Raw genomic sequence first — 20,611 nt, forward strand, 5'->3', positions numbered from 1 at the left:
GACGGTTGCGACTACACAAAACCGTGCGCTTTTGTTACATTTTTTGCAAACTCACCCTGTGAGGATACTTAAAATGAACTGTCTGCCATCCGTTTGCGGATCTGCACACAAAAAGTATCAGTAACGATATGACTGGAGAAAAAATGGCTAAGCGTAAATTGTTGCTTCTGGGTGTATTAGTGTCACTGGCGGGGGCCGCGCACGCTGCACCGCAAGCGTCGACAGCGCCTTCCGGCATCAAGGCCTACGAAGAACAAGAGTTTATTGCCGATTTTACGAAGTTCAAAATTGGCGACACCGCGCCCGCGCAGTATCAGACGCCCGAGTACACCATCAAACAGTACCAGCTACGTAACCTTCCTGCGCCCGATGCCGGCACACACTGGACCTACATGGGCGAGAATTATGTTCTGATTGGCGATGCCGATGGCAAAATCTACAAAGCCTATAACGGAGATATTTTCTATCACCGCTGATACGATCCTAATCCGTCCGTGGCAGGAGAGCGATCGCCCTTTCCTGCGCACGCTGTTCCTCCACGCCCGGCGTGAAGCCTGGCCGTGGCTGGACAGTTCTGCGTGGCAGCTTGAAGATTTTGACGCGGCAACCCTGGACGAAGAGATTTGGGTGGCGGAGCAGGATGGGCACCGACTTGGCTTTGCCTCAGTCTGGACGAACGATAATTTTCTGCACAACCTGTTTGTCGATCCGCAGTATCAGCGTCTGGGAGTGGGTCATTTGTTACTGGAACAGGTACAGAAGACGTTTACCAGTACAGGCGCGCTGAAGTGTCTGGTGAAGAATGAACGGGCTATTGCGTTTTACCATCGCCACGGCTGGCACATTGAAGCGACGGGAGATTCTCCGGACGGGGAGTATTATTTGATGCACTATCGGCTTGGGTAAAGTCAGGTGGCGCTATGCTTACCTGACCTACAAAATCGAGGTAGGCCGGGTAAGGCAAAGCCGTCACCCGGCACTAACGCGCAGAGGCGTTACACCGCGCGGAAGGCGATTTCACTCGGGATCACTTCCCCCTGCCAGTAGAGCTGCGCCGCAACGCGCCCTGCAAGCTGGCGATACATCTGGGCAAATTCGCTGTCCGGGCGGCTGACCACCGTTGGTTTCCCGCTGTCCAGGTCTTCACGCAAGGAAATATGCAGCGGCATCTGCCCCAGCAGCTGGGTGTGATACTGCGCAGCCAGCTTCTCCGCACCGCCGGTACCAAAGATGGGCTCATGGTGCCCGCAGTTGCTGCAAATATGCATGCTCATGTTCTCGACGATACCCAGTACCGGCACCTCTACCTTCTCGAACATGACGATGCCTTTTTTGGCGTCGATCAGCGCGATATCCTGCGGCGTGGTGACTACGACGGCGCCGGTAACCGGAATGTTCTGCGCCAGCGTCAGCTGGATATCACCGGTGCCCGGCGGCATGTCCAGCACCAGATAATCGAGGTCAGGCCACATTGTCTCCTGCAACATTTGCAGCAGCGCCTTGCTGGCCATCGGGCCACGCCAGACCATTGCGTTATCGTCCGTGACCAGGTAACCAATGGAGTTGGTCGCCAGACCGTGCGCCACGATTGGCGCCATGTGGGTGCCGTCCGGCGAAGTTGGACGCTGGTTTTCCGCCCCCAGCATGTTTGGAATGGACGGGCCATAGATATCCGCATCCAGAATGCCGACCTTCGCCCCTTCTGCCGCCAGTGCAAGCGCCAGATTCACGGCGGTAGATGATTTACCCACCCCGCCCTTGCCAGAGCTGACGGCGATGATGTTCTTCACGCCGTTAACGCCCGGCTGATTTTTCACGCGCTTGAGCGTGGCGATGCTGTGGCTTAGCTTCCAGTCAATTGCTTTTGCGCCGGTAATGCGCAGCAGCTCAGAGCTGGTTTGCTCTTTCAGGGCATCAAAGGCGCTGGTCCAGACGAACGGCATCTGTAGCTCGATGTGAAGCGTATCGTCCAGCCATGCGACGTGATGAAGCGCTTTCAGCGTCGTGAGATTGTGCTTCAGGGTTGGATGCTGAAAATTAGCCAGCGTCCCGGCGACCATTGCTCGTAAGGCTTCCGGTGATTTGGCCTGGGATTGAGAACTCATCCCGACTCCTTTGTTCTTGTGAATAAGACCTTAGACAAACAAGTTTACCTGAAAGGCCGCGGTTTGTGCTTACTTAATAATGCCCCTTTTGGTAATATCGAAAACCCTTTTCACAGTTAAAAGAAGTAATGCCTACTATGACTCAAGTCGCGAAAAAAATTCTGGTAACGTGCGCCCTGCCGTACGCCAACGGCTCAATCCACCTCGGCCACATGCTGGAGCATATCCAGGCTGATGTCTGGGTCCGTTACCAGCGAATGCGCGGCCACGAGGTGAACTTTATCTGTGCGGACGATGCCCACGGCACGCCGATCATGCTGAAAGCGCAGCAGCTGGGCATTTCCCCGGAACAGATGATCGCCGAAATGAGTCAGGAGCATCAGACCGATTTTGCTGGCTTTGACATCAGCTATGACAACTATCACTCCACACACAGCGACGAAAACCGCGAGCTGTCGGAGCTGATCTACACCCGTCTGAAAGAGAACGGTTTCATTAAAAACCGCACCATTTCTCAGCTGTACGATCCGGAAAAAGGCATGTTCCTGCCGGACCGTTTCGTTAAAGGCACCTGTCCGAAATGTAAATCCCCGGACCAGTACGGCGATAACTGCGAAGTGTGCGGCGCGACCTACAGCCCCACCGAGCTTATCGAACCGAAATCCGTGGTTTCCGGCGCGACGCCGGTGATGCGTGACTCCGAGCACTTCTTCTTCGACCTGCCGTCGTTCAGCGAAATGCTGAAGGCGTGGACCCGCAGCGGTGCATTGCAGGAGCAGGTCGCGAACAAAATGCAGGAGTGGTTCGAATCCGGTCTGCAACAATGGGATATCTCCCGCGATGCGCCATACTTTGGCTTCGAAATCCCGAACGCACCGGGCAAATATTTCTACGTCTGGCTGGATGCGCCGATTGGCTACATGGGCTCCTTCAAGAATCTGTGTGACAAGCGCGGCGACACCGTAAGCTTCGACGAATACTGGAAGAAAGATTCCGATGCCGAGCTGTATCACTTCATCGGTAAAGACATCGTTTACTTCCACAGCCTGTTCTGGCCAGCAATGCTGGAAGGCAGCAACTTCCGCAAGCCGACCAACCTGTTCGTACATGGCTACGTAACGGTGAACGGCGCGAAGATGTCTAAATCTCGCGGGACGTTTATTAAGGCCAGCACCTGGCTGAACCACTTCGACGCGGACAGCCTGCGCTACTACTACACCGCGAAGCTCTCTTCCCGCATCGACGATATCGACCTGAACCTGGAAGATTTCGTGCAGCGCGTGAACGCGGACATCGTCAACAAGGTGGTGAATCTGGCGTCCCGTAACGCAGGTTTTATCGCCAAACGCTTTGACGGCGTGCTTTCTGCCGAACTGGCCGATCCTGAGCTGTATAAAACCTTCACCGACGCCGCCGCTGCGGTTGGCGAAGCCTGGGAAAGCCGTGAATTCGGTAAAGCCATTCGCGAAATCATGGCGCTGGCAGACGTGGCCAACCGCTATGTGGACGAGCAGGCGCCGTGGGTGGTGGCGAAACAGGAAGGTCGCGACGCCGACTTGCAGGCGATCTGCACCATGGGTCTGAACATGTTCCGCGTGCTGATGACCTGGCTGAAGCCGGTTCTGCCGCAGCTGGCAGCCCGCGCGGAAGCATTCCTGAACACCGAACTGACCTGGGATGCCATCCAGCAGCCGCTGCTCGGCCACAAGGTGAACACCTTTAAAGCGCTGTACAACCGCATCGAGATGAAGCAGGTTGAAGCCCTGGTGGAAGCATCCAAAGAAGAGGTGAAAGCGGCTGCCGCACCGGTGACCGGCCCGCTGGCGGACGATCCGATTCAGGAGACCATCACCTTTGATGATTTCGCTAAAGTCGACCTGCGCGTGGCGCTGATCGAAAACGCGGAGTTCGTGGAAGGCTCTGACAAACTGCTGCGTCTGACGCTGGATCTGGGCGGCGAGAAACGTAACGTCTTCTCCGGCATTCGTTCCGCGTACCCTGATCCGCAGGTGCTGATCGGTCGTCAGACCGTGATGGTGGCAAACCTGGCGCCGCGTAAAATGCGCTTCGGCATCTCCGAAGGGATGGTGATGGCCGCAGGCCCGGGCGGAAAAGACATCTTCCTGTTAAGCCCTGACGAAGGCGCGAAGCCGGGTCAGCAGGTGAAGTAATAAAAAAGCCGGATGAGAATCCGGCTTTTTTTTGCCTGGCGGCGCTACGCTTGCACGGGCCGACGGGTTTTGTAGGCCGGGTCAGGCGAAGCCGCCATCCGGCTAAAAATCACCCCTTCTGGTTATGCACCCGCTGCGTCAACCCACGCAGGAAATAACGCAGAAATTGATCCCCACACTCGCGGTAATTTTTATGATCCGGCGCGCGCATCATGGCGGTGATTTCCGGCATCGACACGCGAAATTTCTGCTCGGTCATGATCGCCAGAATGTCGTCAGTTTTCAGGCAGAAAGCAATACGCAGCTTTTTCAGCACCGTGTTGTTATTCACCCGACGCTCCAGCGCCAGCTCAGGAGCAGATTCATCTTTGCCGCGCTTGTCGTAGATCAGGCCGTTCAGAAAGCCCGACAGAATGATGTCCGGGCAGCGAACAAAACCCTCTTCATCTTCTTTAGTCATCCAGGTGTCGAACCCGGCGGACGTGGATTCCATGTCGGAAAGCGCAAGAATGCGCACCATGTCATTATTGTTCGCTTTCAGGGTGTAGCGCAGGCTACGAAGAATATCGTTACTTAGCATAGAGCCTTCGAATGTCGATGATGCAATGGCGCGCAGTGTACCAGTTTTACAGCCCTATCGCCTCTTTCAAACTTTTCAGGTAGCGACGACTGACGGGAACGGTTTGCCCGGCACGTAACACCAGCTCGGCCTGGCCGTTATCTTCCAGGCGGATCTCCTTCAGGTGCGCCATGTTCACCAGATACTGACGATGGCAGCGGATCAGCGGCGTGCGGCTCTCCAGCGTGCGCAGGGTCAGCTCGGTAAAGCCTTCGTTGCCTTCGGCGCTGGTGACGTATACCCCGCTCAGACGGCTGCTGACAAAAGCAACGTCGTCCATTTGCAGAAGGTAAATCCGGCTGTGCCCGGTACAGGGGATAAACTTCAGGGGCTGCTGATGCTCCGGCAGCAGCGTCACGTCCTGCGCGGTACGCTCCTGGCGCAGACGGGTCAGGGTCTTTTCAAGCCGTTTCTCTTCAATCGGTTTCAGCAGATAATCAAACGCGTGCTCTTCAAACGCCTTTACCGCGTACTCATCAAAGGCCGTCAGAAAGACGATATAGGGACGGTGCTCCGGGTCGAGCATGCCGACCATCTCCAGCCCGCTGATGCGCGGCATCTGAATATCGAGGAACAACACGTCAGGGCGCAGTTTATGCACCGCACCGATGCCTTCAATGGCATTGGCACATTCCCCCACAACCTCGATATCACTCTGCTCCTGCAACAGGACACGCAGGTTTTCCCGTGCTAACGGCTCATCATCAACAATCAGCACTCTTAACATGCGTTCTCCTCCAGCGGCAATCGTAAGGTAATTCGGGTATAGCGGTCTGGCTCACAGGCGACGGTGATACCGCAGTCGTCACCAAAATGCGCGCGCAGGCGTTTATCCACCAGGCTCATGCCCAGACCGCCTGACGCGGAAGCTTCATACAGCCCCGCGTTGTCTTCAATATCCAGCACCAGATGGTGGTTAAAACGGGACGCGGAAATCATGATTTCTCCGGTACCCAGCAGCTGCGAGGTCCCATGCTTAATGGCGTTCTCTACAATCGGTTGCAGGGTAAAGGCCGGAAGATGCTGATACGCCAGCTCATCCGGGACGGATAACGACACCTGTAAACGTGACTGGAAGCGCGCTTTTTCAATTTGCAGATAGGCGTTTACGTGCTCAATCTCGTCCGCGAGGGTGACGATCTCCGAGGGACGCTTCAAATTTTTGCGGAAAAAGGTCGACAGAAATTGCACCAGCTGCGCGGCCTGATCGCTGTCGCGGCGGATCACCGCTTTCAGCGTGTTAAGCGCGTTAAACAGGAAATGCGGATTCACCTGAGCGTGCAGGAGCTTAATTTCTGACTGCGTCAGCAGCGCTTTTTGCCGTTCATACTGCCCCGCCAGGATTTGCGCCGAAAGCAGCTGGGCGATCCCCTCCCCCAGCGTGCGGTTGATGGAGCTGAACAGGCGGTTTTTGGCTTCGTAAAGCTTAATGGTGCCCATAACGCGCTGATTTTCGCCCCGCAGGGGAATGACCAGCGTAGAGCCGAGTTTGCACTGCGGATGCAGGGAACAGCGGTACGGCACTTCATTTCCGTCGGCATACACCACTTCACCCGTTTCAATAGCGCGCAGGGTATAGGCCGATGAGATCGGTTTGCCCGGCAGATGGTGGTCGTCGCCGGTGCCGGTAAACGCCAGCAGCTTTTCGCGATCGGTAATCGCCACGGCCCCGATATCCAGCTCTTTATACAGCACCTGCGCCACCTTCATGCTGTTCTCCTCGTTGAATCCCTGCCGCAGGATCCCTTCCGTCGACGCCGCAACTTTTAAGGCGGTGGCAGAAAATGCCGAGGTGTATTTTTCGAACATGGCGCGTTTGTCGAGCAGAATGCGCATAAACAGCGCCGCACCTACGGTATTGGTGACCATCATCGGTGCGGCAATGCTGCTGACCAGATGTAACGCATCGTCAAACGGGCGCGCGATCAGCAGGATGATCGCCATCTGCGCCATTTCCGCCACGAAGGTGATCGCCCCGGCGGTAAGGGGACTGAACACTTTATCCGGCCGTCCGCGCTTAATCATATAGCTGTGGACGAGACCACCGAGCAGCCCTTCGACAATGGTGGAGATCATGCAGCTTAGCGCCGTCATACCGCCCATCGAATAGCGGTGCAGGCCGCCGGTTAACCCCACCAGACCGCCGACAACCGGGCCTCCGAGCAGCCCGCCCATTACCGCGCCGATGGCACGCGTATTGGCGATGGAATCCTCAATATGGAGACCAAACCAGGTCCCCATAATGCAGAATATGGAAAATACGACGTAGCAGAGGAATTTGTGCGGCAGACGGACGGTGACCTGCATCAGCGGGATAAACAGGCGCGTTTTGCTCATCAACCAGGCGATGACAAGGAACACGCACATCTGCTGAAGCAACAGCAGCACCAGATTAAACTCGTACATACTCACAAACCGCACATTCTAAAAACGCGTAACATACACTGATAGCGGTTAACTTTCTTTGAAACGTGCCAAAAAAGCGATAAATCGTGTCCGTCATCACACCTTTTGCCGGAGATAACCTTTCTTTCGTATAATTTGTACAAAAAAAAATCAAATCTTCCTGGTTCCGCAAAGTGGGTCTACAGTTAAGCTGGGGACGCGCAAGCCTGGGGGCGAAAATGGCGCTTTACACAATAGGTGAAGTGGCACTCCTGTGTGATATCAATCCCGTTACGCTACGGGCGTGGCAGCGACGGTATGGATTGCTTAAGCCGCAAAGAACGGACGGCGGGCACCGCCTGTTTAACGATGCGGATATTGACCGGATCCGCGAGATCAAAAGCTGGATCGACAACGGCGTACAGGTCGGCAAGGTAAAATCGCTTCTGAGCCAGGACGATCCTGATACGCAACATCTCTGGCGCGAGCAGCAGGAAACGCTGCTGAGGCTGTTGCAGACCGGCAATTTGCAGCGTCTGCGCGGCTGGATCAAAGAACAGGGTCGAGACTACCCGGCGCAAACCCTGATCACTCATCTTTTTATTCCCCTACGGCGTCGGCTTCAGTGTCAGCAAACCACCTTACAGGCGCTGCTCAGCATGCTTGATGGCGTGCTGATTAACTATATTTCCGTCTGTCTTGCCTCAGCGCGGAATAAAAACAGCAAAGATGCACTGGTGATCGGCTGGAACGTACACGATACCACCCGGCTGTGGCTCGAAGCCTGGATTGCCACCCAGCAGGGCTGGCGCGTTGACGTGCTTGCCCACTCCCTGGCCCAGCTCAGGCCGGAACTGTTTGAGGGACAGACGCTGCTGGTCTGGTGCGGCGAAGTCCCCTCCGCTTCCCAGCAGCAGCTCCTTACGGAGTGGCGCGAACATGGTTATCCCGTTTACTCACTGGGTCCAAATGCGTCGTAACGGCATTTAATGGTTCATTAACAGCTGCGCTTCACCGTATAATTGTTCCGTTAACAACAGGAGCACATGATGAAGGCAACGAAACTGGCCGTAATTACCCTTTTTGCACTGATGGCTGTCAGCGGTATCGGTGGCGTTATGCTTGCAGGTTATTCATTTATTGTTCGCGGCGGTGTTGGCTGAGGTATCCGGCCAGGCGTTCAAACAGGCGATCCACCACAATTGCCGCCAGCGCAACCAGAATCGCCCCCTGAATAATGTAAGCCGTATTAAACCCGCTTAACCCGATAATGATCGGCGTTCCCAGCGTATTGGCTCCGACCGTCGAGGCGATGGTTGCCGTACCAATGTTGATTATCACGGACGTTCGCACGCCAGCGATAATCACCGGTGCGGCCAGCGGCAGTTCGACCTTCACCAGCCGCTGCCAGGCGCTCATCCCCATTCCTTCCGCTACGCTCAGCACCGATGCAGGCACCGCCGCAATCCCTGCCAGCGTCCCTTGCAGAATGGGCAACACGCCGTACAAAATCAGCGCAATGATGGCAGGCTCCTGCCCAAAACCGATCGCCGGCACGGCAATCGCCAGCACGGCCACCGGCGGGAAGGTCTGCCCCGTTGCGGCGATGGTCTCCACCAGCGGACGGAACTCCCTGCCCGCAGGCCGCGTCACCGCAATACCGGCGCCTGTGCCCAGGACGATGGCAATCACACTTGACACTGCCACCAGCCAGAAGTGCGCCAGGGTGAGATTAACAAAGCTCTCCTGCTGGTATACCGGACGTGGCAGCCCGGGAATAAGCGCATTAAACAGCGCCGCGCTGTGCGGCATCAGGTAGAGTAAGGCGATAAACAGCCCTGTCAGCCAGAGTAACGGATCACGGACCCACTTCACGCGTCACCTCCCCCGCCAGCAGATCGCGAAAATGGATCGTCCCGCATGGTGTCCCCTGCCCGTCCGAAACGGGTAACACCTCACACTGCCGGGCGACAAACGCCGACAGGGCATCGCGCAGGCTCATCCCATCGTGCAGCGGTTCACCACCGATTTGCGCATCCTGCGGACGCAGATAGTCCCTGACGGTGCGCAGCGAGAGCAGCCTGACGCCCAGCTCGCTGCGGCCAAAAAATTCACGCACAAAATCATTCGCCGGCGAGGTTAACAGCTCAAGCGGCGTACCCTGCTGGACGACTTCGCCGTGATCCATCAGTACCAGACGATCGGCCAGCCGCAGTGCTTCGTCGATATCATGCGTCACCAGCACGATGGTGCGCCCGAGAATACGGTGGATACGGCTCATCTCGGCCTGAAGTGCGCCGCGGGTGACCGGATCCAGTGCGCCGAAGGGCTCATCCATCAGCAGTACCTGCGGGTTAGCGGCCAGCGCGCGCGCCACCCCGACCCGCTGCTGCTGTCCGCCGGAAAGCTGGTGCGGATAGCGGTTACGAAGCGACGCGTCCAGGCCCAGCAGCGCCATCAGTTCGTCGACACGCTCATTGATCTTCCCCCGGGACCATTTTTCCAGCTGTGGCACGGTGGCAATGTTCTGCGCCACCGTCCAGTGGGGAAACAGGCCGATGGACTGAATGGCGTAGCCCATACGCCGCCGCAGCTCCAGCACCGGCAGGCTGCGGATCTCCTCTCCGGCAAAGCGAATCGTCCCGCTGTCGTGTTCCACCAGCCGATTGATCATCTTCAGCGTCGTGGATTTTCCCGACCCCGATGTCCCGATCAATACCGAGAACGCCCCCTCGGCAAAATGCAGATTAAGGTGGCTTGCCGCCGGACGGCCCGCAAAGGTTTTACTCACATCATGAAATTCAATCATTGGCTCTTCTCCTGAGCAGCGCGAGCCACAGGGCAAACAGGGCATCCAGTACGACCGCCAGCGCAATTGTGGGCACGACGCCCAGCAACACCAGATCCAGCGCGCTACTGAGCAGCCCCTGGAAGACCAGTGCCCCAAAGCCGCCCGCCCCGATCAGCGCGGCAATCACCGCCATCCCCACGGTTTGCACTGTCACCACCCGCAGGCTGCGAACCAGCAGCGGAAGCGCAAGCGGCAGCTGTATTTTCCAGAAACACTGGCGCGCGCTCATCCCCATCGCATGGGCGCTTTCCAGCACGTCGGGCGGAACCTGGCTTAACCCCGCCACCACGCCGCGCACCAGCGGCAGCAGCGCATACAGCACAAGGGCAATCAGCGCTGGCGTCAGCCCGGTTCCGGCAATGCCTGCCGCAGCCAACGCAGGGAAGGATTTCACCAGACCGGCGAGGGGGGCAATCAGCAGGCCAAACAGGGCGACGGAGGGGATGGTCTGAATAACGTTGAGCACGGTAAAGACGGCGCCCTGGCGGCTGGTATGTCGGTAGCACCACATGCCCAGCGGCACGCCCAGCAGCAGCGCCGGGATCAGCGTCCCGAACAGGATCGTCAGATGTTGCGCCAGCGCGTTGTCAAATACCTCCTGGCGGTTGACGTACTCTTTTAACAGCGAGAGCTGATTCAGATCGCCGCTGAAGAGGATCAGCAGAGGGATAACCCAGAATTGCGCGTTCAGCAGCCAGCGCCAGACGGGTTGCGGCGTCAGACGGCGAATGGCATCGCTACAGACCAGCAGACAAAGTGCCAGCCACAGCCACAGCCCGCTACCAACCGACGTGCGCGCCAGCGGGCTTTCAACCGCGGCCATCTGCGTTGCCGCCTGTCCCGCGCTCCAGAACAGTACGATAAACAGCGCTTCGCTGAGCAAAAACGTCAGCCACAGGGCGGTTCGCCCCGGCCAGAAGGCTAAAGCAACAGTACTCGCCAGCGCCGCGCCCAGCAGCAGCGGCGTAAATGCCCAGATCTGCCAGAGCGCGCGCGGTTCGCCCGACACCAGACGGTTTGGCGCGACATTCACAAAAGGTAACGCGACCGCCGCGATGGCCACACAGGCCAACAGCAGCAGGACGCGGTTATGGCATTTTATTGGCACAGCCTTATCCCGTTACTTCACAAGCCCTTGTTGTTTCAGGAAGTCGGCAGCCACTTTTTTGGCATCCAGCCCCTCAACGGCAATGCTGGCATTCAGCTGTTGCAGCGTTTTCGCATCCAGTTTTTCAAATACCGGTTTGAGCCATTCCGCAATATCCGGGTAGGCTTTCAGCACCGCCTCGCGCACGACCGGGGTTGGGGCGTAAATAGGCTGAACGCCTTTCGGGTCGGTCAGGGTTTGCAGGCCAAGCGCCGCGACCGGGCCGTCTGTGCCGTAGGCCATCGCCGCGTTGACGCCGGAGGTTTGCTGCGCCGCCGCCTTAATGGTCACTGCCGTGTCGCCGCCTGCCAGAGAGAGCAGCTGTGCCTGATCGAGCTTGAAATCATAGGCTTTTTCAAACGCTGGCAGGGCATCAGCGCGCTCGATAAACTCTGCCGAGGCCGCGAGCTTAAACTCGCCCTTCTCTTTCAGGTAGCGGCTGAGATCGTCAAGCGAGGTGAGCTTGCCTTTCTCGGCGATATCTTTGCGCACCGCGATGGTCCAGGTGTTGTTGGCCGGTGCCGGCGTTAACCAGACCAGCTTATTTTTTTCTGCGTCCAGCTTTTTGACTTTTTCGTACCCGGCTTTGGCATTTTTCCAGGCCGGATCGTTTTCATCCTTGAAGAAGAATGCCCCGTTGCCGGTGTATTCCGGGTAGATATCCAGCTCGCCGGAAGTGATGGCACCGCGCACGACAGGCGTGGTGCCAAGCTGTACTTTATTGACCGTTTTCACGCCGTGGCTTTCGAGTACCTGCAAAATGATATTGCCGAGCAACGCGCCCTCGGTATCAATTTTGGAACCCACCTTAACCGGCTCTGCGGCCTGTAACGGCAGGCTCAGCGCCGCCAGAAGCACCGCCGACCCTGTTATCCCCTTAATCATCGTCATTCTGCTTTCCTCATTATTTTGTGGCCTTTTTCATAGGCTTGAGAGAAAAGCGTAGCTTAAAACAGTGAATTTAACCGTTTTTCGTACAAGATGAGAGGCATCCCCCGCCAGGCGGGGGAAAGGGAGAAAGGTAAGATTATTGCAGTTCGAACTCGGCTTTGTTCACGCGGGCGGAATCCACGCCGATGAAGACGTTGAATTTGCCAGGCTCAGCATCGTATTTCATCTGCTGATTCCAGAACTTCAGCGCATTTACGTCAATCGGGAAGCTGACCGTTCTGGTTTCGCCCGGTTTCAGGTTGACCTTTTCGAAGCCGCGCAGCTGTTTCACCGGACGGCTCATGGAGGCCGTGACGTCCTGAACGTACATCTGGATCACCGTCGCGCCTTCGCGTTTGCCGCTGTTGGTCACCTCTACGCTGGCGGTCACTTTGCCGTCACGCTTCAGGGTCGGCGCCGACATTTTGACGTCAGACACCTTGAAGGTGGTGTAACTCAGGCCATAGCCAAACGGATAGAGCGGGCCGTTAGCTTCGTCGAAGTAACGGGACGTGTACTTGTTCGGCTTGTCGGCGTTATACGGACGACCGGTGTTCAGGTGGCTGTAGTAAACCGGGACCTGCCCGACGGAGCGCGGGAAGGACATCGGCAGCTTGCCGGACGGGTTGTAATCGCCAAACAGCACGTCGGCAATGGCGTTACCGCCTTCGGTACCGGCGAACCAGGTTTCCAGAATGGCGTCAGCCTGCTGATCTTCTTTCACCAGCACCAGCGGACGCCCGTTCATCAGCACCAGCACCAGCGGCTTGCCGGTGGCTTTCAGGGCCGCGATCAGATCGCGCTGGCTCTGCGGAATGGTAATATCGGTACGGCTGGAGGCTTCGTGCGCCATCCCCTGCGCTTCACCCACCACCGCGACCACCACGTCGGACTGCTTCGCGGCGTTAACCGCTTCGTCGAGCATCTCTTTCGGCGTGCGCGCATCCACCTTCACCGCTTCCTCATACTGGTTGAGGAAGGTCACGATGTCTTTATCGTCGGTGACGTTCGCACCTTTGGCGTAAACCACTTTTGCGTTATCACCCACGGCGCTCTTAATGCCGGTCAGCACGGTAACGGACTGATCCGCCACGCCTGCGGCGGACCAGCTGCCCATGACGTCGCGCTTGCTGTCGGCCAGCGGACCGACCACGGCAATGGTGCCGGATTTTTTCAGCGGCAGCGTGTCGAGACGGTTTTTCAACAGCACCAGGCTTTCGCGAGCTACTTCCCGGGCTTCTTTACGGTGCAGACGGCTTTCGGCGTTGGTGTCCGCCGGGTCTGAATCCTTCGGCCCCAGATGGCTGTAAGGATCGTTAAACAGTCCCATGTCATATTTCACGTTCAGCACGTGGCGAGCGGCGTCGTCCAGCTCTGCCATCGTCACCTTGCCGCTCTTCACCAGCCCCGGCAGGTATTTGCTGTAGTACTCGTCGCTCATGCTCATGTTGATGCCGGACTTGAGCGCCACGCGTACCGCATCTTCCGGGTCAGACGCCGTGCCGTGTTTGATCAGCTCTTTAATCGCGCCGTGGTCAGAAACGGTGATGCCCTTGAAGCCCCACTGGTCGCGCAACACGTCTTTCAGCAGCCACGAATCGGAGGTGGCAGGCGTGCCGTTGAGAGAGTTCAGCGCTACCATCACCGCCCCGCTGCCCGCGTCCAGCCCTGCCTTGTATGGCGGCATGTAGTCGTTAAACAGGCGCTGCGGGCTCATGTCGACGGTGTTGTACTCTTTACCGCCCTCCACCGCGCCGTAGGCGGCGAAGTGCTTGACGCTGGTCATCACCGAGTAACGATCTGCCGGACTTTTGCCCTGCATCGCTTCCACCATGGTTTTGCCCATCGTGGCGGTTAAATACGTGTCTTCTCCAAAGCCCTCCGAAGCGCGGCCCCAGCGCGGATCGCGAGAGACGTCAACCATCGGCGCCCAGGTCATGTTCAGGCCGTCGTCTGCGGCTTCATATGCCGATACGCGCCCGACGGTTTTCACCGCATCGAGGTTAAAGGAGGAGGCTAAGCCGAGGCTAATCGGGAAGACGGTACGCTGGCCGTGCACCACGTCATAAGCGAAGAACAGTGGGATTTTCAGGCGGCTCAGCTCCATCACCTGATCCTGCATCTTGCGGATATCCTGGCGGGTAACGGTGTTAAAAATGGCGCCTACCTGCCCGTCTTTGATCATCTCGCGAATTGCTTCTTTCGGGTTATCCGGGCCGACGCTGATCAGGCGCAGCTGGCCGATTTTCTCATCGACCGTCATCTTTTTGAGTAAATCCGTGACAAAGGCGTCGCGGGCTTCGGGCGTGAGCGGGTGATTACCAAACAAATCCTCTGCCAGCGCAGGTTGCAGCGCCAGGCTGACGGCGACACCTACAGAACATAGCCATTTCATGTTGTTATTCTCTCTCATCAATAACCGCGGGAAGCACCCGGCCAGACCGTGCGAAAAGCGCAGTGTGCCACAAAGCCTGAAAACCTTGCAGGGTTATTCTCTGATTTTTCTCATGAATACCCGACCGCTCAACGGCTAATCGCGCTATGCTTTACAGCGAGAAATTTGCCCCACCACAAGGAGTGGAAGATGTCTTCTGTTCGAACTGACGATAACACTACATTTATTAACGAACTGTCGCGCCTGGTTGGTCACTCTCACCTGCTTACCGACCCGGCTAAAACCGCCCGCTACCGCAAGGGCTTCCGCTCCGGTCAGGGCGAGGCACTGGCGGTGGTCTTCCCCGGTACGTTGCTCGAACTGTGGCGCGTGCTCAGCGCCTGCGTTGCGGCAGACAAGATTATTTTAATGCAGGCTGCTAACACCGGCCTGACTGAAGGCTCCACGCCGAACGGCAACGATTACGATCGTGACATCGTGATTATCAGCACCCTGCGCCTCGACAAACTGCACCTGCTGGACAAGGGCGAACAGGTACTCGCCTTCCCCGGCACCACGCTCTACTCGCTGGAAAAGGCGCTTAAGCCGCTGGGTCGCGAACCGCACTCGGTGATCGGCTCGTCGTGCATTGGTGCCTCGGTGATCGGCGGGATCTGCAATAACTCCGGCGGCTCGCTGGTGCAGCGCGGCCCGGCCTACACGGAGATGTCGCTGTTTGCCCGTATCGATGAAAACGGCAAGCTGACGCTGGTTAACCATTTGGGGATCGATCTGGGCGTAACGCCAGAGCAGATCCTCAGCAAACTTGACGATGACCGCGTGAAGGACGAAGACGTTCAGCACGATGGCCGTCACGCGCATGACCACGATTACATCACCCGCGTGCGCGATATCAATGCCGATACACCGGCGCGCTATAACGCCGATCCGGATCGCCTGTTTGAATCCTCCGGCTGCGCGGGCAAGCTGGCCGTTTTTGCGGTGCGCCTCGATACCTTCCCGGCAGAGAAAAAGCAGCAGGTGTTTTACATCGGCACCAATCAGCCGGAGGTGCTGACGGAGATCCGCCGTCATATTCTGGCCGAGTTCACTCACCTGCCGGTGGCGGGCGAGTATATGCACCGGGACATTTACGACATCGCCGAGCGCTACGGCAAAGATACCTTCCTGATGATCGACAAGCTCGGCACCGACAAAATGCCGTTCTTCTTCACCATGAAGGGCCGCACCGATGCGATGCTGGAGAAAGTGTCGCTCTTCAAGCCGCACTTCACCGACCGCTTTATGCAGAAGCTGGGCAACGTCTTCCCGGCGCATTTACCGGAGCGGATGAAGACCTGGCGCGACAAGTATGAGCACCATCTGCTGCTGAAAATGGCCGGGGACGGAATTGACGAAGCGCAGAGCTGGCTCACCGAATTCTTCAAAACCGCCGACGGGGATTTCTTTGCCTGCACGCCGGAAGAAGGCAGCAAAGCCTTCCTGCATCGTTTCGCCGCGGCGGGTGCCGCTATCCGTTATCAGGCGGTGCATTCCGAAGAAGTGGAGGATATTCTGGCGCTGGATATCGCCCTGCGTCGCAACGATACCGAGTGGTTTGAACATCTGCCGCCGGAGATCGACAGCAAGCTGGTGCATAAGCTCTATTACGGCCACTTTATGTGCTATGTCTTCCACCAGGATTACATCGTGAAAAAAGGGGTTGATGCACACGCGCTGAAAGAACAGATGCTGGCGCTGCTGCACGAGCGTGGCGCGCAATATCCTGCCGAGCACAACGTGGGACACCTGTATAAAGCGCCGGAGACGCTTAAACAGTTTTATCGCAAAAATGACCCTACAAACAGTATGAACCCCGGCATTGGTAAGACAACGCGGAAGAAATACTGGAAAGAGAGTGCCGAATCAGAGCAGCACAATACGCAAGCCTCTGATGAACTCATATAGCCAAATTTAAGAGATTGTTAAGCTCTCCTCAAACGTACTAGAGTATCTGCCTGTTGCCAGAGAAACGTTTCTCTGGCTTTCCAAACAAGGAGCGGGCAGAACATGTCGGCTGTAGAAACTTTCCCCGAAACTGAAATCGAGGTGCGCGACGCCCTTCCTGACGATGCGCATGCCATCTCGGCGATATACGCCTGGCATGTGCTTCATGGCCGTGCGTCCTTCGAGGAAGTTCCCCCCACCGTCGATGAGATGCGTCAGCGGATGAAGAGCGTGACCGACAGCGGTTTACCGTGGCTGGTTGCGCTGTATCGCGGCATTGTTGTCGGCTACTGCTACGCCACGTTTTATCGTCCACGCCAGGCTTATCGCTATACCCTTGAAGAATCCATTTATGTGGATGCCAGCACCACCGGCCGCGGGTTTGGCTCGGCCTTACTCCAGGCACTGATCGCCCGTTGTGAACAAGGACCGTGGCGGCAGATGATTGCCGTGGTCGGCGACGGGCAAAATAACCCCGGGTCGTTGCGGCTGCATAAAAAGCACGGTTTCGAAATTGTGGGTCAGCTCAGAAGTGTGGGATATAAAAAAGGCGACTGGCGGGACACGGTGATGATGCAGCGCCCGCTCAACGACGGGGACTGGACGCTGCCGGAATAAACGCAGTGCGGTCTGGTGCCCTCACCCCGGCCCTCTCCCACAGGGAGAGGGAGAAAACATAAAAAACGGTAACATGCGTTACCGTTTTGCTTTTTCCTAATCGTTCTGCGCCGTCGCCATCTGTTCCGCTTTCTGCTTTTTATACGCCAGCGCTGAAGCCGGCACCGGCTGCACTTTCCCGGTTTCAATCCAGGTGCGCAGGCGGCTGGCGTCCGCAAAGTGGGTATATTTGCCGAAGGCATCCATCACCACCAGCGCCACTGGCTTACCGTTAAACACGGTGCGCATCACCAGGCAGTGCCCTGCCGCATTAGTGAATCCGGTCTTGGTTAACTGAATATTCCAGTTATCGCGATACACCAGATGGTTAGTGTTGCGGAACGGCAGCGTATACGCCGGGCTCGAGAATGTCGCCATCTCCTCACGCGTGGTGCTGAGCTGACCAATCAGCGGGTATTGCTTACTGGCGATCAGCAGCTTGGTTAAATCACGCGCCGTCGAGACGTTATGGATCGACAGACCGGTTGGCTCCACGAAATGGGTATTTTTCATCCCCAGCGCTTTGGCTTTGGCGTTCATCGCGCGAATAAACGCGTCGTAACCACCAGGATAATGATGGGCAAGGCTCGCCGCCGCGCGGTTCTCAGAGGACATCAGCGCCAGCAGCAGCATATTTTTACGGCTGATTTCACTGTTCAGACGCACGCGAGAGTAGATCCCTTTCATCTCTGGCGTGTGGCTGATATCCACCTTCAGCTTTTCGTCCAGCGGCAGTCGTGCATCAAGCACTACCATCGCGGTCATGACTTTGGTTATGGAAGCGATCGGGCGCACCAGATCCGGATGACTGGCGTAGATCACCTTGTTGGTATTCAGGTCAACGATCATCGCGCTGCCGGACGCAATCTGGGGTTGCGCAGCAGCGGTGGCGACTGCGGTCGTTTTGGCGATGGCTGGCGCGGCAGCGGACGCACCCAGCAGCAGCGCCAGGCTCAGTAATGAAACTCGGAATTTCAGCATGGTGAGACTTCTGATAATTATTCACGCACGTAATGACGTACACCGCCTGCGTCAACGGATAAACGCAGGCTGGCATCGGCATCATAGCGGTCACCGTGCGTTGTCGCCAGCGGAGAATCGTGAACAGATGCTGCATTGCTGGCATTTACGCCAGCAATGCAGTGAGCTTAAAAGAGACGGTATCCATAACCCCACAGAATAACCGTCAGGGCCAGTAGCGCCTCAAGAACCAGTACGCCGATGGCAAGCGTGGAGCTGGAGAAGCTCAGGCCCTCTTCTTTATTGATATTGAGGAAGGTTGGCACCCCTACATACAGCAGATAACCGGTGTAAAAGAGGGCAACCGTACCGATCAGCGCGCACAGCCAGACCAGTGGATAGAGCGCGACAATACCGCTTAAAAACAGCGGGGTCGCGACGTATCCGGCGAAGACCATACAGTGTGCCAGCGACGGGCGCTGCGGATAGTTGCGCGCCATCCAGTGGATGACCCGCCCCATAACCGCCACCCCGGCCAGCATCAGGCCATAAAACAGAATGGCCAGGTACAGTCCGGTAAACCAGGAAAGCTGAACCACGGTGCCGTCACCAAAGTTCCAGCCTATCTGCGTAGTACCAATAAACGCGCAGACCACCGGCACCGCTGCCATCAGCAGGACATGGTGGGTATAGTGATGCGCGACCGTTTCGTTCTCGTTACGGATCACCTGCATTTCACGATCGGGATGGGAGAAAAGTCCCCAGACATGGTTCATAACGCCCCCTTGTTGTCGGCCCGTCAGCGATAGCTTAAGTATAATGCAGGCTTTAGATTATTTTATGTACAGTGGGAAATTTCCGTTGATTGCCGCGCGGTTGATGGATGGGGTATATGCTTAACGCAGGCACAGTAAGGGAGATGACGTTTACGTAATGGATATCAACGGTCTTATTGAACAATATGGATACGCCGCGCTGGTGATCGGCAGCGTCGCGGAAGGCGAAACCATCACGCTGCTGGGCGGGGTGGCCGCACATCAGGGATTGCTGAAATTCTCGCTGGTGGTCGCCGCCGTCGCGTTGGGCGGTATGATTGGCGATCAGCTGCTCTACTTTCTGGGGCTGCGCTTTGGCCCGACCCTTTTGCAACGTTTTACTAAGCATCAAAAGAAAATTCGCCGTGCTCAGCGGCTTATCCAGCGACGTCCCTGGCTGTTTGTGATTGGCACCCGCTTTATGTACGGCTTTCGCATCATTGGGCCAATACTGATTGGCGCGAGCCGCTTACCGCCGAAAATCTTCCTGCCGCTGAACATTCTCGGGGCGATTGCCTGGGCGCTGATTTTCACCACGCTTGGCTACGTGGGTGGCGAAGTAATAGGTCCGTGGCTGCATAATCTCGATCAGCATCTAAAACACTGGGCCTGGTTGATCCTGGTTGTTGCGGTGGTGATTGGGGTACGGCTGTGGATGCGGCACAGAGAGAAGAGGCGGGATCAGGAGTGAGTGCGGCCTGATGCCCTCACCCCGGCCCTCTCCCACAGGGAGAGGGGGTTTTTAGTTCCCTCTCCCTGTGGGAGAGGGTTAGGGTGAGGGGAACCTATCCCTCCGGCTTAAACTGCGGATTCGCCAGCATAAAACCGCCGTCGACGATAAACGACTGCCCGGTGGTGTAGCTGGCGTCGCTGTCACACAGCCACGCCACCAGGCTGGCAATTTCTTTGGTATGCCCTGGCCGTGCCAGCGGGATTTCCGGCATTGAGCCTTCTTTCACTTCGCTGTCGTCCATATCATTCATCGGCGTGGCGATCGCTCCGGGCGCAACGGCGTTCACCAGAATCTTATGTTTGACCAGCTCCAGCGCCATCGACCTGGTTAACCCGCCCAGCGCATGTTTGGCCGCCGTATAGGCGCTGGCGTCCGGCAATGGCGTATGTTCATGCACCGAGGTGATGTTCACGATCCGCCCCCCTTCCCCCTGCTTCACCATCTGACGCGCCGCGATTTGCGAGCAGAGAAATGCGCCGTCCACGTCAACGGTGAATATGTGCCGCCAGTCGTCAAACGACAGGTCCAGAAATGGCGCTTTATTCATCGCCCCGGCATTGTTAACCAGCACATCCAGCCGCCCGAAACGCGTAATCAGGGTTTCAATGGCCTTTGCACCTTCCGGCAAATTGCTTAAGTCGAGATGGATGGCCTCGGCACGCTGCCCACGCGCTTCAATTTCACGGCAGGTTGCCAGCGCCCCTTTCTCATCTGAATGCCAGGTTACTCCGACATCAAACCCGCGTTCGGCCAGCATCAGGGCCGTCGTTTTGCCAATTCCTGAATCCGATGCGGTAACAATTGCGACTCGCGTCATATCCACCTCCTGAAAATCTGCAAAGAGGTAAGTATAGATA

Annotated in this window: 20 protein-coding genes; 8 read left to right on the forward strand and 12 right to left on the reverse strand. The window is 57.0% G+C overall.

The genetic code is table 11. The features are described 5' to 3' along the window. The first annotated feature begins 143 nt into the window (after positions 1 to 143). Both ACOTX4_RS07335 and ACOTX4_RS07340 read left to right on the forward strand, forming a co-directional pair. Entirely contained in the window at positions 144 to 476 is a 333-nt protein-coding gene (locus ACOTX4_RS07335; protein WP_003859260.1) for an RcnB family protein, read from the forward strand. Continuing rightward, positions 427 to 906: a GNAT family N-acetyltransferase gene (locus ACOTX4_RS07340; protein ID WP_032609688.1), complete on the forward strand. Its 480-nt coding sequence runs from the start codon at positions 427 to 429 to the stop codon at positions 904 to 906. The genes ACOTX4_RS07335 and ACOTX4_RS07340 overlap by 50 nt, the downstream gene beginning before the upstream one ends. An 89-nt stretch (positions 907 to 995) precedes the next feature. Here ACOTX4_RS07340 and apbC read toward each other — a convergent pair whose 3' ends face one another. Further along, positions 996 to 2,105: an iron-sulfur cluster carrier protein ApbC gene (gene apbC, locus ACOTX4_RS07345; protein ID WP_045331175.1), complete on the reverse strand. Its 1,110-nt coding sequence runs from the start codon at positions 2,103 to 2,105 to the stop codon at positions 996 to 998. 137 nt (positions 2,106 to 2,242) lie between these two features. Here apbC and metG point away from each other — a divergent pair, with 137 nt between their 5' ends. Next, the gene (gene metG / locus ACOTX4_RS07350) at positions 2,243 to 4,276 is read left to right on the forward strand and encodes a methionine--tRNA ligase (RefSeq protein WP_023324959.1); all 2,034 of its coding nucleotides are present in this window, start codon (positions 2,243 to 2,245) and stop codon (positions 4,274 to 4,276) included. 109 nt (positions 4,277 to 4,385) lie between these two features. Here metG and ACOTX4_RS07355 read toward each other — a convergent pair whose 3' ends face one another. Genes ACOTX4_RS07355 through ACOTX4_RS07365 form a run of 3 tightly spaced genes read right to left on the reverse strand, consistent with a single transcriptional unit; the run spans position 4,386 to position 7,301 of the window. Further along, positions 4,386 to 4,856 carry a DUF1456 family protein gene (locus ACOTX4_RS07355; RefSeq protein ID WP_003859267.1) on the reverse strand — a complete coding sequence of 157 codons (471 nt, stop codon included), beginning with the start codon at positions 4,854 to 4,856 and terminating at the stop codon, positions 4,386 to 4,388. Positions 4,857 to 4,902: 46 nt separating this feature from the next. Continuing rightward, positions 4,903 to 5,622, reverse strand: a complete 720-nt coding sequence (btsR, locus tag ACOTX4_RS07360) for a two-component system response regulator BtsR (protein ID WP_022648676.1) — start codon at positions 5,620 to 5,622, stop codon at positions 4,903 to 4,905. After that, positions 5,616 to 7,301 carry a sensor histidine kinase gene (locus ACOTX4_RS07365; RefSeq protein WP_003859271.1) on the reverse strand — a complete coding sequence of 562 codons (1,686 nt, stop codon included), beginning with the start codon at positions 7,299 to 7,301 and terminating at the stop codon, positions 5,616 to 5,618. Before ACOTX4_RS07365 ends, btsR begins: the two co-directional genes overlap by 7 nt. 218 nt (positions 7,302 to 7,519) lie before the next feature. On the opposite strand from ACOTX4_RS07365, the gene mlrA reads away from it, so the two are divergent. Both mlrA and ACOTX4_RS07375 read left to right on the forward strand, forming a co-directional pair. Then, positions 7,520 to 8,260, forward strand: coding sequence for an HTH-type transcriptional regulator MlrA (gene mlrA, locus ACOTX4_RS07370; RefSeq protein ID WP_045350289.1), 741 nt, complete (start codon positions 7,520 to 7,522; stop codon positions 8,258 to 8,260). A gap of 69 nt (positions 8,261 to 8,329) precedes the next feature. Further along, positions 8,330 to 8,443, forward strand: coding sequence for a protein YohO (locus ACOTX4_RS07375; RefSeq protein ID WP_022648678.1), 114 nt, complete (start codon positions 8,330 to 8,332; stop codon positions 8,441 to 8,443). On the opposite strand, the gene ACOTX4_RS07380 is transcribed toward ACOTX4_RS07375, so the two are convergent. From ACOTX4_RS07380 to bglX, 5 genes are all read right to left on the reverse strand, one after another. Beyond that, on the reverse strand, positions 8,418 to 9,155 hold the full coding sequence (locus tag ACOTX4_RS07380; RefSeq protein ID WP_003859277.1) for an ABC transporter permease: 738 nt from the start codon (positions 9,153 to 9,155) through the stop codon (positions 8,418 to 8,420). The two genes, ACOTX4_RS07375 and ACOTX4_RS07380, sit on opposite strands and share 26 nt — an antisense overlap. Beyond that, positions 9,139 to 10,089 (reverse strand): ABC transporter ATP-binding protein, encoded by a 951-nt coding sequence (locus ACOTX4_RS07385; protein WP_003859280.1) that lies wholly within the window; start codon positions 10,087 to 10,089, stop codon positions 9,139 to 9,141. Before ACOTX4_RS07385 ends, ACOTX4_RS07380 begins: the two co-directional genes overlap by 17 nt. Then, a complete protein-coding gene (locus ACOTX4_RS07390) occupies positions 10,082 to 11,239 on the reverse strand; it encodes an ABC transporter permease (protein ID WP_003859282.1) in 1,158 nt (385 codons plus the stop codon). Before ACOTX4_RS07390 ends, ACOTX4_RS07385 begins: the two co-directional genes overlap by 8 nt. A gap of 12 nt (positions 11,240 to 11,251) precedes the next feature. Further along, a complete protein-coding gene (gene osmF / locus ACOTX4_RS07395) occupies positions 11,252 to 12,169 on the reverse strand; it encodes a glycine betaine ABC transporter substrate-binding protein OsmF (protein WP_003859284.1) in 918 nt (305 codons plus the stop codon). 136 nt (positions 12,170 to 12,305) lie between these two features. Next, a complete protein-coding gene (gene bglX, locus ACOTX4_RS07400) occupies positions 12,306 to 14,603 on the reverse strand; it encodes a beta-glucosidase BglX (RefSeq protein WP_063937733.1) in 2,298 nt (765 codons plus the stop codon). A 189-nt stretch (positions 14,604 to 14,792) separates the two neighbouring features. On the opposite strand from bglX, the gene dld reads away from it, so the two are divergent. Both dld and ACOTX4_RS07410 read left to right on the forward strand, forming a co-directional pair. Further along, positions 14,793 to 16,550, forward strand: a complete 1,758-nt coding sequence (gene dld, locus ACOTX4_RS07405) for a D-lactate dehydrogenase (protein ID WP_003859288.1) — start codon at positions 14,793 to 14,795, stop codon at positions 16,548 to 16,550. Positions 16,551 to 16,652: 102 nt separating this feature from the next. Then, a complete protein-coding gene (locus tag ACOTX4_RS07410; RefSeq protein WP_003859289.1) occupies positions 16,653 to 17,207 on the forward strand; it encodes a GNAT family N-acetyltransferase in 555 nt (184 codons plus the stop codon). Between the two features lie 96 nt (positions 17,208 to 17,303). Here the strand turns inward: ACOTX4_RS07410 and pbpG are convergent, their stop codons facing one another. Beyond that, a complete protein-coding gene (gene pbpG / locus ACOTX4_RS07415; RefSeq protein ID WP_045331159.1) occupies positions 17,304 to 18,227 on the reverse strand; it encodes a D-alanyl-D-alanine endopeptidase in 924 nt (307 codons plus the stop codon). 167 nt (positions 18,228 to 18,394) lie between these two features. Then, a complete protein-coding gene (locus ACOTX4_RS07420; RefSeq protein ID WP_003859296.1) occupies positions 18,395 to 18,982 on the reverse strand; it encodes a Yip1 family protein in 588 nt (195 codons plus the stop codon). Positions 18,983 to 19,139: 157 nt separating this feature from the next. On the opposite strand from ACOTX4_RS07420, the gene ACOTX4_RS07425 reads away from it, so the two are divergent. Further along, the gene (locus ACOTX4_RS07425) at positions 19,140 to 19,712 is read left to right on the forward strand and encodes a DedA family protein (RefSeq protein WP_045331157.1); all 573 of its coding nucleotides are present in this window, start codon (positions 19,140 to 19,142) and stop codon (positions 19,710 to 19,712) included. A 94-nt stretch (positions 19,713 to 19,806) separates the two neighbouring features. Here the strand turns inward: ACOTX4_RS07425 and ACOTX4_RS07430 are convergent, their stop codons facing one another. Then, positions 19,807 to 20,571, reverse strand: a complete 765-nt coding sequence (locus tag ACOTX4_RS07430) for an SDR family oxidoreductase (protein ID WP_074167763.1) — start codon at positions 20,569 to 20,571, stop codon at positions 19,807 to 19,809. Positions 20,572 to 20,611: the final 40 nt, after the last annotated feature.

The sequence above is a fragment of the Enterobacter cloacae complex sp. IR5459 genome (assembly GCF_049238005.1).
Lineage (GTDB): Bacteria > Pseudomonadota > Gammaproteobacteria > Enterobacterales > Enterobacteriaceae > Enterobacter > Enterobacter hormaechei_C.